Origin of the sequence: Rheinheimera pleomorphica, assembly GCF_011634895.1 — a bacterium.
GTDB classification, from domain to species: Bacteria; Pseudomonadota; Gammaproteobacteria; order Enterobacterales; family Alteromonadaceae; genus Alishewanella; species Alishewanella pleomorphica.
The window spans coordinates 173,741-186,282 of sequence record NZ_SIRR01000008.1 but is presented as its reverse complement, the minus strand read 5'-3'; the positions used below and the strand labels follow the sequence as shown (position 1 = coordinate 186,282).

The following is a 12,542-nucleotide window of genomic DNA, read 5'->3' as shown; positions in this document are numbered from 1 at the left end:
GTAGACTACAAAACCTGACTAAAATACTCAAGTTTTACAGTGTTGTTGTTAAGCTGATGCAGTTTAGCTGGTTTTGCTGCTCAGCCTGTTAGTTATCTGGCTCTGAGTTGGGGGCTTTTTTCTCAAATCTCAAGTGCTAGTCGCCACAGAACAGCGTAAAATAGTGGCCAGTATGAACATGCTTATGTCGTGAGGTATTAATGGAAACGTTAGATAAAATTAAACAGCAGATTGCTGAAAACCCGATTTTGTTATTTATGAAAGGGTCGCCAAAGTTCCCCAGCTGTGGCTTTTCAGCGCAGGCATCCCAGGCGCTGATTGCTTGTGGCGAGCAATTTGCTTATGTCGATATTCTGCAAAACCCGGATATTCGTGCCGAGTTACCTAAATACGCTAATTGGCCAACCTTTCCGCAGTTGTGGGTAGAGGGCGAGCTGATTGGGGGGTGTGATATCGTGCTGGAGATGTTTCAGCGTGGCGAGCTTCAGCCGCTGATTAAAGACACAGCGGCAAAGCATAAAACCGACACCACAGCAGAATAACCACTGCTGCCAAACTCCGGGCCGTTGTAACATAGCGGCGCCGGGGTTAGGCTGAAGCGGTTTGTGCCGCTTCGTCTTCAACCGGTTGCGCCAGCGGCCAGCCGCCCAGTTGTTTCCAGCTATTGACGATATAACAAAATAACTCTGCGGTGCGCTCAGTATCGTACAGGGCGCTGTGCGCTTCTTTATTGTCAAAGGCAATACCGGCTGCCTGACAGGCTTTTGCCAGTACTGTTTGCCCCAACGCCAGTGCCGACAAACTGGTGGTATCAAATGAAACAAAAGCATGGAATGGCGAGCGTTTATAATTTAGTCGCTCTACCGCAGCATTAAAAAAGCTCTGATCAAAGGCGGCATTGTGCGCCACGATAACACTACGCTGACAGCCTGCCTCTTTTTGTGCTTTACGCACTGCTTTACAAATTTCGCTGATGGCTTCGCGCTCAGGCACGGCGCCGCGCAACGGGTTAAACGGGTCTATACCGTTAAATGCCAGAGAGCTGGCATCCAGGTTAGCTCCGGCAAAGGGCTCAACATGAAAGTGCAGGGTTTGGGTTGGCACTAAATTGCCTGCCTCGTCCATTCCTAACAAGGTGGCTGCGATTTCCAGCAGAGCATCTGTTTTTGCATTAAAGCCGGCTGTTTCTACGTCGATAACTACGGGGTAGTAGCCGCGAAAACGTTGTGCAAGGAGAGATTTTGCTGCTGTCATAGTGTCGCCATCTGTTAAATGAGTGGCTATTATGCCAAAGAATTGCGCCAGCGTCTTGTTGCGGCACAGTGTTTGCTTAACTTTAATGGTAATAATTGCCAAGAGTATAAACGTGCTGAGAAGGCCTCCAATGCGAATTTTATTAGCTTTTACTGCTGTATGGCTGGCGGCTGTAGCCAATGCCCAACCACAGCTGCGTCAATATTCCGCCACTATTGAGCAATCCAGTTGGCAGCTAAGCAGCAATACGCCGTTAGAATGTCAGCTACAGCACCAGATCCCACAGTTTGGTGCCGCCATTTTCCGCAGTATCGCCAGTAAAGGGCTGAATCTGGATTTTGAATTGCAGTTGCTGCGGCTACCCGATCATTATGCGCTGGCTGAGGTGTTGTCTGTGCCGCCGGCATGGCGCTCAGGCGAGCCGGCCAAAGCCGTGGCCAGTATGCAACTGCTCAAGCAGTTTAATGGTGAATTGCCAAAGAAAACTGCCTGGACCTTATTGACCGAGTTGGAACATGGCTTTAGCCCAACCTTTTATTTCAGCGACTGGTACAGCCCCTATGATAAGGTTGTAGCTGCCATGAATCCGGTGCAGTTTCCAGAGCCTTATCAGCAGTTTACGCAATGCATCTCACGGTTGCTCCCCTACGGCTTTGATGATATTGCTTTTACGGTGCTCAGCTATGAAAGCGGCGGAGACCAGCTGACACGGGAATCGCAGCGGCGCTTAGCGCAAATTGCCGAGTATCTGAAATACGATAAGGATATTGATTACATCGAAATTCAGGGCTATACCGACAGTTATGGCGGGCGCTGGATGAATGAGCAGTTGTCAGTTAAGCGGGCCGAAAAGGTAAAAAACTTTTTTGTTGCCGCCGGTTTAAGTGAAGATAAAGTGCAGGTTGAAGGCTTTGGTGAGCGGCGCCATGTGGCGCCGAATGAACCGGCTTTGCAGCGTAAGCTAAACCGTCGGGTAGTGCTACAGTTAACTAAGCCCTGATGCCGGGCTTAGTTTTGCACCATTATATCAACCTGGCGCCAGTCATTTTGGCTGGAGATCAAAATGCGCACCTGATTATTATTAACGCGAAAATAGAGATGTAACCGGCCGTACAGGGTTTGCTCATTATCAGGCTGGCCCAGCTGGCTAATATAGTAATCACGCAGCGCGGCTTCCGGTTGCTGGCTGAAATAACTCAGCACGGCCGGCATTTTACTGTCTAACCGGGCAAACTCTTTGGCATCATCCGGCAGTGGTACCTGATAAAAATCGTTGGCAAAGCTTAAGCCGCTAACGGTTAAAGCTAAACTAAATAACAGCGCTAAACGCATGATCTTTCCTTAATTTAATCCGTTTTAACGCAGCTACCTTAGCAAATTTTTTTGTTTTTTGCTCACAATTATCACGTTGTCGCCTGGCTGAATTTACGCCAGCCTAAGCGCTAAAGCGTGCGGCAGCAATTTTATCGCAGAGTGTCTGGGCTAAAGGTAGCGGCTCATGCAGTATCTGACAAGCCAGCAGCTCAGCCAGCAAAGGCGACAGCATAATGCCTCTTGCACCTAAGCCGCCAAGCAGATACAACTGTGGCGACCGGGCGGCAGGGCCGGTGACGGGCAAATGATCGGGCAGGGTTGCCCGAAACGCAGCGGCGGCACTGTCAACCTGGCTGTCGGCAAACCAGGCTGGCTGCCCAAGCTGACGGTTGACCAGCTGCAGGTTTTCAGCGTCATCGTCACTGCTGAGCACCGCATTGTGCGCAGTGCGATCAAAGGTGGCTCCTACGCAGTGCAAGCCTTGCCACTGCGGCGTGATATAGCCTTTGTGGCACAACACCGTTTTTAGGGGAGCCATATCAGGGTTCGCAACATGGCTTACCTGACCACGAATTTTATTCAGCGGAAGCGTTGCGGTCGCGCTAAATTCGGCCAGTTTACTGCCGCAGGCTAACAGCAGCACCTCTGTGTTAATGCTACCGCTGGCACTGTGCAGCTGCCAGCCCTGGTTTAATGGCGCTATGGCCGTGATCTGGCAGTTAAGCTGCAGGCTAAAGCCGGGTTGTGTCTGCAGGTATTGCAGGGCCTGGCGGCAAAATTGCTGCGGATTCAGCCAGCCGGCCAACGGAAAATAAATGCCGCTGTGGCGTACTGGCACGCCGGCAATAGCTGATGCGTTATCGGCGTCCACCGCCTGCACCAGTTCTTGCGGCCACAGAGCATGGCTTATCAGTTTTTGCTGGCGCAGCTGCAGTTGTTCCGTGGTGGCCAGATGCAGTAAGCCACACCAGTCCATCGCAAAGCTCAGCCCTTGTTGCTGCCAATACCGGTAAAAGCGCCGGGCGAATAAAAATGCCTGTACATGCAACTGGCTATCGTCTGTCAGGTTGGCATGCAAATTGGGGTAAACCGCGCCCTGACGGTTTTGCGAGGCCTGGCAGGCAACATCCGCATCTTCGCATAACAATTGCACCGCTACGCCACGCTGCGTTAGTGCCAGTGCGCTGCACAGTGATGCAATACCGCCACCGATAATCGTCACCTGACGTACCTTCGGCGTGTCCGCTGTTAGTTCTTTGGCCATCACTGCGGTAAGCATTTCACGCTTGCGGCCAAAGCCTTTTACTTTCTGCACCTGAAAGCCGGCCTGTTGCAGGCCGCGTTTAACCAACCCTGCCGCCGTAAAGGTAGCGACAGTGCAGCCTGCATGGCTAAGCCGGGCCAGGTTGCTAAACAAGCTGTCCTGCCACATGTCCGGGTTTTTACTCGGCGCGAAGCCATCCAGATAAATAGCATCTGCCGCCGCGCTAAGCTGAGGCAGCAGGGCATTAACATCGCCAAACCATAAATCCAGCACGACAGCGCCGTTGTCAAAACTCAGGCGGTGACAGCCCGGCACGCACAGCGGGTAGGCGTCTAACAGCAACTGACACAGTTCGCTTAGCTCGCTGTGCACTGCCAGCGCCCGGCTAAGATCAGCGTGGCTTAACGGGAATTTTTCCACACTGCTAAAGTACAGGCGCTGGCACTTTGCCGCCGGAAAAGCCTGACGGAACTGGCGAAAGCGCAGCCAGGTTAGTAAAAAATTAGCGCCGGTGCCAAAGCCGGTCTCAATAATATGAAAGGCACTGGCGCCATGGTGTTGCCAGCGCTGAGGTAAACCATTTTGCTGTAAAAACACGTAATCAGTTTCGGCCATGCCGCCATCGTTGGAGAAATATACATCATCAAAATCTGATGCGACCGGGGTGCCCTGGTCATTAAAGTGTATTTTGGCGTGCGTAAGCTTGGGCATAGTTAGGGTGGGTCCGGCACTAAATTCGGCTTGTAGTTTACCCCAAGCTACCGCAAAATTGAAAACAGAGTACAAGTGTGCGCTGAAAGCTGACCACTTTGGCAACTAAAGTCCGTACAATAGCGCACAGTATTAGTTTAACCTTGCCGGTAGCTATCCGGCGTTTGGGAGTAAGCATGAAAAGAGCGGTAATCACAGGTATTGGTATTGTATCCAGTATTGGCAATAACAAAAGCGAAGTGCTGGCTTCATTGCAAGCCGGTCGTTCCGGTATCACCCGGTCAGAACAGTTTGCTGAGCTGGGCCTGCGCTCGCAGGTATGGGGCAATATTAAACTGGATCCGTCTGAACTGATTGACCGCAAGGCCATGCGTTTTATGGCTGATGCTGCCGCTTATGCTTATCTGGCAATGCAAGAAGCAATGCAAGACGCCGGCTTTACCGAAGAGCAAATTTCCAGCCCGCGCATTGGCCTGGTCGCTGGCTCCGGTGGTGCTTCGTCCAAAGTGCAGGTAGAAGCCGCCGATATTCTGCGTGAAAAAGGTGTAAAACGGGTCGGCCCTTATGCGGTGCCTAAAACCATGTCCAGCACCTGTTCTGCCTGTCTGGCAACGCCGTTTAAAATTAAGGGTGTAAACTATTCCATCAGCTCGGCCTGTGCCACCAGTGCGCATTGTATTGGCCATGCGGTTGAGCTTATTCAGTTGGGCAAGCAGGATGTCGTATTTGCCGGTGGCGGCGAAGAAGTGCACTGGACGCTGGCAATGGAATTTGATGCGATGGGGGCTTTGTCGACTAAATATAACGATACGCCGGAACTGGCTTCCCGTACTTATGATGCTAACCGTGATGGTTTTGTGATCAGTGGCGGTGGCGGCATGGTGGTGGTCGAAGAGCTGGAACATGCACTGGCCCGTGGCGCTACCATTTATGCTGAAATTGTTGGCTATGGTGCCACCTCAGACGGTTTTGATATGGTAGCGCCAAGCGGTGAAGGTGCCGTGCGTTGTATGCAAATGGCGATGCAAAATGTCAGCGGCGAGGTCGATTACGTTAACACCCATGGCACCAGTACGCCGGTGGGCGATGTCAAAGAACTGGGTGCTATTCAGCAGGTATTCGCCGGTAAAACCCCGGCAATCAGCGCGACTAAAGCCATGACAGGCCATGCGCTGGGCGCAGCGGGTGTACATGAGGCCATTTATTCACTGCTAATGATGCAGCACAGCTTTATAGCGCCATCTATCAATATCGGCGAGCTGGATGAAGCCGCAGCCGGGCTGAATATTGTCACTAAAGCGACGCCAGCAGAACTGAATACGGTGATGTCAAACAGCTTTGGTTTTGGTGGCACGAATGCCACCTTGGTGATGCAAAAGTACCGCGGCTAAGTAACCGCGAAAAAAAACGGGCGCAGATAGCGCCCGTTTTTTTACATCTCGTCGTCGGTTAAATCCCAATCATCAAGCAACTGGCGCAATCGCTTTTGCTCTAGTAGTTCATCTATGCGTCGCCGCGCTTCCAGCTTTTGCTTTGCTTTGCTGTCTTTGGGCGATAAATCTTTGATGATCTCAACCTCGTCTGTTAAGTCATCCAGTTCAAACTCATTGCTTTCTACCTGTGACATAAGCCCACCTCAGATTTTTTTTGCCTATTTACCGAGATTTAGCGGTTTTAAACAGTGAATTATTTTTTCAAACACGATAAAAATTTTTCAAATAAGCGCTTCGGCATCGGTCAGCAGTGGGCGAAACACCTGTTTCCGTGGTGACGTTTGTGTTTTAGTACTTACCATATGCTCAATAAAATCAATTACTTTTTCTTGCAATCGCACGCCGTTTAAGCGGTTTATTCGCGCTATACCACCCGGGCTCATCACGTTAACTTCAATCAGTTTGCCGTTAATCACATCAATGCCGGCAAAAAATAATCCATCGCGGGCAAGCTTAGGGCCAATGTGTGCGCACAAACGTTTTTCCTGCTCAGTCAGTTGATGCTTTATCACAGTGCCACCGGCATGCACGTTAGAGCGCACATCATCAGCTGGCGGAATACGCCGCATAGCGCCAATAGGTTTACCGTTGAGCATTAATATACGAATGTCACCCAGTTCAGCGCCTTCAACATATTGCTGCAAAATAACGTAGTTACCGCGGTCGGCATCGCCAATATAAAAATCCAGCAACGACCGTGCGCTTTGTGCTGCCGACTTTTCTAATACAATCACGCCTTTGCCGCCATAACCATTCAGCGGTTTTAAAATCATTTTATCGCTTGGTGACTCTGCCAGCACCCGCGCCAGATAGTCTTTGTTTTTCGACACATGGGTAACCGGAATAAACTCATTGTCCGGGTCATGCAAGGATGCGGTGTACATTTTGTTGTTGGCAATACGCACGCCGTCTAAGTCATTCATAATAAAGGTATCTTCGCGCACGGAGTCGAGAAAGTTCAGCACTATCGGATCCAGTGGTGGGTTAAGCCGGATAAAAATGGCATCGAAGGCCGCCAGCGGCAGCTTTTGCTGATTAAACTGGGCATGGCGGTAAAAGCTGGCAATATTACTGGAGATTTTCTGCCCTTTAACAAAGACTTTGCAAAACGCCTGGGCTACGCTGTCGCGTACCGTTAAGTTATTGGCATGGGTAATAGCCACACTGTGACCGCGGCTTACAGCTTCGTGGATCATGCGAATAGTGCTGTCGCCGTCTGGCTGTACTTTTTCCCATGGGTACATCAAAAAACAAATGCGCATAACGGTCTCTGTGAACGGGGGCTCTGTTTAGCATACGAGAGCCGCCAAAAAATGGAAGCGGATGATAGCGGATAAGCAAAAAAACACACGTGAAATTTGTATTAAGCATTCTGGCTGCTGCATCCAATCCAGCCACTGTGTCGTAACTGCAAATAAGGGTTAACTTAACAGGGGCGCAAATGGAACAATCACAACAACAATTATTGCAATGGCTGTATGCTACAGCGCAGGGCAATAAACAGGCGTTTGAGCAGTTATACCAGGCGACATCGGGCAAGTTATTCTCTGTCAGCCTGCACTTATTACGCCGCCACGACTGGGCTGAAGATGTGCTGCAGGATGCGTTTGTACGCATTTGGCACAATGCCGCCGATTACCATGCTGAAAAAGGCAGTGTGATGAGCTGGATGATCAGTATTACCCGTTATCGCGCGCTGGATTTATTAAAATCACGTCGGGTTAAAGCCGAGCATCTGGATATCTCAGAGCCTGAACATGATCAAACCAGCAATGAGGTACAGCCGGGGGAGGTGATAGGCTTAGTGCGGGACAAAGTGAAACTGGATGACTGCATGCAAGGTCTTAGCGACGAGCATCGTCAGTCAATTCAACTGGCGTACTTTAACGGACTGAGCCATCAGGAAATTACCGCACATACGGGGTCTGCATTGGGGACGGTGAAAAGCTGGATCCGCCGTGGTTTAACTCAACTGAAAAGGTGCCTTGAAGCATGAAGTATCAGGATCAGGAACTACTCGATGCCCTGGCGGTTGATTTTATTCTCGGTGCAATGAAAGGCGCAGCACGCAAACGCTTTCAGCGCCTGATGATGGCCAGCCCGAACGTGCGCCAGACAGTCTGGCGTTGGGAGCAACATCTAAACCCGCTGGCAGAAGGCTTACCCGCGACAGTGCCGGATAAAGCGGTGTGGCAACGTATTCAGCAGCGTCTGGGCTGGCTTGCACCTACTGCAACACCGGCAACTGCCAACAGCACTAAGTACTGGCTGGCATTGGCCACAGCAGCGTCAATTTTGCTGGCGGTAGTTATGCTGCGGCCGATACTATACACCGCAGCACCGCAGGAGATTGCCGTTATTCAAAGCAGTGATGCCAAAGCCTGGTGGCTGGTAAGTAAGGCGCAAAACCGGTTACACGTTAAGGCGACTGCAACAGTAACCGATGATGCACAGCATGATTATGAGTTGTGGATGCTGCCAGCTAATGGTCAGGCCCCAGTATCACTGGGCTTATTACCGCAGCAGGGCGAACGTCTGCTGGAGTGGCCCACTGCGGCTGATGGCATTGCCATTGCTGCACTGGCGGTGAGCCTTGAGCCGGTAGGCGGCTCACTAACAGGTGCACCGAGTGGCCCGGTATTATTTACCGCTGAAATTGTCACGCTGTAATCAGGTGTACGGCAACAAAAAACCGCTGCGGCGGTTTTTTTTATGTTTTTTTTAAATGTCAGCATCTGGCTGCATCCAATAGTACAAGTCAGTCGTTACTTGGTGGCAACTTAACCTGAAGGACGACAATAATGAAACGTACAACAACTTTTCTGGCAGTTACTGCCGCTTTAAGTCTGATTGGCAGCGCACAGGCATCAAGCCACCGCGAAGCGCCAAATATCACCCGGATGCCGACGCTTGATGCAACCGACTTTTATTTATTTAACAGTTATGAAGCCGGACGGGACGATTACGTTACGCTGATCGCCAATTATATTCCGCTGCAGGATGCCTACGGTGGACCCAATTATTTCGCCATGGATCCACAGGCGGTATACAGCATCCATATCGACAACGATGGTGATGCGATGCCGGACATGAGCTTTAATTTCCGTTTTAGCAACAGTCTGGCTAATGAAGGTGCGGGCGTACAATTACCAATTGGCCCGGACGGCAATCAGAAAATGGTGGCGGTGCCATTGAAAAACGTCGGTGGCATCAGTGCCGAAAGTTCGGCGGCGCTGAATTTTATCGAAAATTACACGCTGGAACTAGACAGTGGTACCAGCAGCACTATGTTGATGCCCTCTGGTGCCAGCAGCTTTACCAAACCCTATGATTATGTAGGCAATAAAACCTTTGGTGATGCGACAGCGTATCAGGCTTATGCGGATCAGTACCTGTACAACGTGGCGCTCCCGGGTTGCGATGCAATGGCACGGGTATTTGTCGGCCAGCGTAAAGATCCCTTTGTGGTAAACCTGGGCGAAACTTTTGATCTGGTGAACTATGTGCCGGTGGAGGGCGATAGCGCACCCGGTGCCGGTGATGGCGGCGGTTTTCCCGGTGGTATTACACAAAGCACTGGCAACGATGATTTGGCTGATAAAAACGTCACTGCATTGGCCATTGAAGTGCCCAAGGCTTGCATTACCGGCAGTGGTAATGGCGTGATTGGTGCCTGGACCACCGCCAGTCTGCCGCAAGCGCGTATTTTAAACCCCAATGCTAATTTTGCCCGGCCTGAGATGAATGGCGGTGCTTTAGTGCAGGTATCGCGGTTAAGTAATCCGCTGGTGAATGAGCTGGTGATTGGCCTGGCCGATAAAGATAAGTTCAACAGCAGTAAACCCGCCGATGACGGCCAGTTCGCCGACTATGTCACGCACCCCAGCTTACCGGCGCTGCTGAATATTCTGTTTAAAGATGCGGTAAATGCCACTTTGGGCACCAGCATTGATGATCTGGCGCCAGCGAATTTTCCGCGTACCGATTTAGTCGCGGCTTTTTTAACCGGGGTGGCCGGTGTTAACCAACTTGCGACAGTAACCCCATCTGAGATGCTGCGGTTAAATACGGCTATTCCTGCAACACCTGCGGCGATGCAGTCGGCTTTTGGTGTGGCAGGCAACGACTTAGCGGGTTTTCCGAATGGCCGCCGTCCTGGCGACGATGTAGTAGATATAGCGTTACGCGTAGTAATGGGGGCACTGTGCCATGACATCCCTGTGGCCGGTGAACAAACGAACTTAGGCTTCTGTGCGCCAGAAGATGCGCCTGTGGGTAATGTACCTTTTACAGACGGCGCCCCTGTTAATGCCAGCATGTTAAACGCCAGCTTTCCGTATTTGCTAACGCCGCTGGCCGGCTCACCCAATTAAGGAGCGTTGAATGAACAAGTTAACCTTAGTACTGGCCGTAATGGCCGCTGCGCTGCTCAGCGCATGCAACGACTCTGATAAGCCGAATGTCGCGCCACAACTGGGTGCTAACAGTTTTGTTACCGAAACGGATGTCGCGGTAATGGATAGGCTGAGCGCCAGTGATAAAAACGGCGACAGCTTGCAGTTCTCGGTTACCGCGCCGCCGCAAAACGGCAGCCTGGCATTGGACTCAGACGGCCGTTTTACCTACACCCCGGCGCCAGAGTTTACCGGCAGCGACAGCTTTATGGTCTCAGTCTCCGACGGTGAGCTCACCGCCAGTGGCCAGGTCAATATTGATGTCGCGGTGGCGGTGGTGTCGTTTTTAACTTACAGCCGTACTGCGTTTAGTCAGGATGAACAAGACACCGCATTACCACTGAATGGCCGTAAGTTCAGCCAGGATGCGATGAGTGAGGCCGACTACGCCGATTTACTCAGCGGTCAGTAATAGCAACCATAGCGGAGCCAGCTTAAGGCTCCGCTTACTTTTTTCAGGTGCCCGATGCGTATATTTATCTATATTGCCGCTGCGCTGTGGTGTTCATTGGCCAGCGCAACCGAATTTAAACCGGACGCCGCACAGCAGCTGACGTTAGCCACGGTGCTGCCTGTCAGCGCTGAAATGCAGCAACTGCAGCAAGCCTTGCAGCAGGCACCGGATGACACTGTTAAACTGCAGCTGGCGCAACGGTATTTACAGGGCGCGCGCCGCCCCGGCTTTGCTGATTGGTTTCATCAGGCAGAGCAGCTGTTAGGCGCTATCAGTGATGACGGCCGTCAACGCCAGCATTATTTACTGCTGCGGGCAGATATGTTGCAACAGCAGCATCAGTTTGTGGCGGCGCTACACACCTTAGATCAGGTACTGCAACGTGAGCCACAGCATATACAGGCCAGTTTAATGGCGGCTCGGGTGCATCTGGCAATGCATCAGCTGGACGCTGCACAGCAGGCTTGTAGCCGTTTGTGGCAGCAGGATTTATTTCTATTTTCGGTCTGCAGTTACGAAGTGGCAGGCCGGCGTGGTGACTGGCAGCAAAGTTATGCAGCACTGACGCAGTTATGGCAGCGCCAACAAGACCTGCCGGTTGAGCTTGACAGCTGGCTGCGTGGCATTCTGGCCGAACAGGCCGAGCAGTTGGGGCTCATGGCCACCGCACAGCAATGGTTAACACCCATATTGGCGCAGGTACCAACCAGTTTATGGCTGAAATGGGCGGATTTAAGCCTGGCGCTGGGGCAAGCCCAGTTAGTGTATCAGCAGATTAGTGCCCTGGAGCACATTCAGGCATTGTCCGATAGCTTGCTACTACGTTTGACACGGGCCGAGCAGCAATTAGCGCTAAGCCCAATGTTCAGTGCAGACTTAACGCAGCGGATGCAGGTAAGGCTGGCTCGTGGCGATACCGACCATGCCGCTGATCTGGTGCATTACTTTTTATATATCAGCCCGGATGCGCAATCTGCCTTGTATTGGGCAGACATTAATTACCAAACGGCGAAAGAGCCGGATGATCAACGCTTATTAGCATTAAGCCGCCAGGCGATAGCACAAGCAGCAGGAGCAGAGTAATGAAGTATGTTTTTCCGCTATTGGCCATTATCTGGATGCTTTGCGCCTCGCCCGTTGTGGCACACAAATTTAGCACGGCCTATATGGACGTAACTAAACAACAGGGGCAACCGGTTCTGCTATGGAAAGTGGCACTGCATGACTTAGCCCAGGCGGGTCTTATTCAGGCAAAAAATAACCATCAGGTGAGCTGGCAGCAGGTGCTGGATAGTGAACCTCAGTTGCAACAATACATCAGTGAGCGCCTGCGCTTTAACAGTGCCGCCGGGGTATGCAGTATGCAAACCGCTGCGGCTGACTGGTTGGTGCAGCGTATGCAACAGGATACGTTTTTGCTGTTGCCGCTGCAGGTGCGCTGTGACAGCAACGAGGGCTGGCAGCTGAGCTACAAGGCACTGTTTGATAGCGAGCATAGCCATAAGTTATTGCTGTCATGGCAGTTGCCGCCGGATAAAGCCAACGCCGTGCTGTCGGCTAAATCGCCGTTTTTTCCCGCAATTATCGCCGATTAAGGA

14 protein-coding genes are annotated in these 12,542 nt (G+C 51.5%); 9 read left to right on the top strand and 5 right to left on the bottom strand.

Annotation, left to right across the window (positions count from 1 at the left end; translation table 11 throughout):
• Positions 1 to 200: 200 nt before the first annotated feature.
• The gene (locus tag EYB30_RS10020) at positions 201 to 542 is read left to right on the top strand and encodes a Grx4 family monothiol glutaredoxin (protein WP_166838783.1); all 342 of its coding nucleotides are present in this window, start codon (positions 201 to 203) and stop codon (positions 540 to 542) included.
• 46 nt (positions 543 to 588) lie between these two features.
• Here the strand turns inward: EYB30_RS10020 and rnt are convergent, their stop codons facing one another.
• Positions 589 to 1,254, bottom strand: a complete 666-nt coding sequence (gene rnt / locus EYB30_RS10015; protein WP_166838782.1) for a ribonuclease T — start codon at positions 1,252 to 1,254, stop codon at positions 589 to 591.
• 130 nt (positions 1,255 to 1,384) lie between these two features.
• On the opposite strand from rnt, the gene EYB30_RS10010 reads away from it, so the two are divergent.
• Positions 1,385 to 2,254 carry a flagellar protein MotY gene (locus EYB30_RS10010; RefSeq protein ID WP_166838781.1) on the top strand — a complete coding sequence of 290 codons (870 nt, stop codon included), beginning with the start codon at positions 1,385 to 1,387 and terminating at the stop codon, positions 2,252 to 2,254.
• Positions 2,255 to 2,262: 8 nt separating this feature from the next.
• Here the strand turns inward: EYB30_RS10010 and EYB30_RS10005 are convergent, their stop codons facing one another.
• Together EYB30_RS10005 and mnmC are read right to left on the bottom strand one after the other, a co-directional pair.
• Positions 2,263 to 2,586: a hypothetical protein gene (locus tag EYB30_RS10005; protein ID WP_166838780.1), complete on the bottom strand. Its 324-nt coding sequence runs from the start codon at positions 2,584 to 2,586 to the stop codon at positions 2,263 to 2,265.
• Positions 2,587 to 2,689: 103 nt separating this feature from the next.
• Positions 2,690 to 4,543, bottom strand: a complete 1,854-nt coding sequence (gene mnmC, locus EYB30_RS10000) for a bifunctional tRNA (5-methylaminomethyl-2-thiouridine)(34)-methyltransferase MnmC2/FAD-dependent 5-carboxymethylaminomethyl-2-thiouridine(34) oxidoreductase MnmC1 (protein WP_166838779.1) — start codon at positions 4,541 to 4,543, stop codon at positions 2,690 to 2,692.
• A 176-nt stretch (positions 4,544 to 4,719) separates the two neighbouring features.
• On the opposite strand from mnmC, the gene fabB reads away from it, so the two are divergent.
• Positions 4,720 to 5,934, top strand: coding sequence for a beta-ketoacyl-ACP synthase I (gene fabB / locus EYB30_RS09995; protein WP_166838778.1), 1,215 nt, complete (start codon positions 4,720 to 4,722; stop codon positions 5,932 to 5,934).
• Between the two features lie 41 nt (positions 5,935 to 5,975).
• Here fabB and EYB30_RS09990 read toward each other — a convergent pair whose 3' ends face one another.
• Positions 5,976 to 6,170 (bottom strand): PA3496 family putative envelope integrity protein, encoded by a 195-nt coding sequence (locus EYB30_RS09990; protein ID WP_166838777.1) that lies wholly within the window; start codon positions 6,168 to 6,170, stop codon positions 5,976 to 5,978.
• 87 nt (positions 6,171 to 6,257) lie between these two features.
• A complete protein-coding gene (locus tag EYB30_RS09985; protein WP_166838776.1) occupies positions 6,258 to 7,298 on the bottom strand; it encodes a glutathione synthetase in 1,041 nt (346 codons plus the stop codon).
• A gap of 179 nt (positions 7,299 to 7,477) precedes the next feature.
• Here EYB30_RS09985 and EYB30_RS09980 point away from each other — a divergent pair, with 179 nt between their 5' ends.
• From EYB30_RS09980 to EYB30_RS09955, 6 genes are all read left to right on the top strand, one after another.
• On the top strand, positions 7,478 to 8,032 hold the full coding sequence (locus EYB30_RS09980) for an RNA polymerase sigma factor (RefSeq protein ID WP_166838775.1): 555 nt from the start codon (positions 7,478 to 7,480) through the stop codon (positions 8,030 to 8,032).
• Positions 8,029 to 8,706, top strand: coding sequence for an anti-sigma factor (locus tag EYB30_RS09975; RefSeq protein WP_166838774.1), 678 nt, complete (start codon positions 8,029 to 8,031; stop codon positions 8,704 to 8,706). Before EYB30_RS09980 ends, EYB30_RS09975 begins: the two co-directional genes overlap by 4 nt.
• A gap of 131 nt (positions 8,707 to 8,837) precedes the next feature.
• Positions 8,838 to 10,409 (top strand): DUF4331 domain-containing protein, encoded by a 1,572-nt coding sequence (locus tag EYB30_RS09970; RefSeq protein WP_166838773.1) that lies wholly within the window; start codon positions 8,838 to 8,840, stop codon positions 10,407 to 10,409.
• 10 nt (positions 10,410 to 10,419) lie between these two features.
• Complete coding sequence (locus EYB30_RS09965) at positions 10,420 to 10,902, top strand: Ig-like domain-containing protein (protein ID WP_166838772.1); 483 nt, start codon at positions 10,420 to 10,422, stop codon at positions 10,900 to 10,902.
• 54 nt (positions 10,903 to 10,956) lie between these two features.
• Complete coding sequence (locus EYB30_RS09960) at positions 10,957 to 12,027, top strand: tetratricopeptide repeat protein (RefSeq protein WP_166838771.1); 1,071 nt, start codon at positions 10,957 to 10,959, stop codon at positions 12,025 to 12,027.
• The gene (locus tag EYB30_RS09955) at positions 12,027 to 12,539 is read left to right on the top strand and encodes a hypothetical protein (RefSeq protein ID WP_166838770.1); all 513 of its coding nucleotides are present in this window, start codon (positions 12,027 to 12,029) and stop codon (positions 12,537 to 12,539) included. The genes EYB30_RS09960 and EYB30_RS09955 overlap by 1 nt, the downstream gene beginning before the upstream one ends.
• Positions 12,540 to 12,542 lie beyond the last annotated feature (3 nt).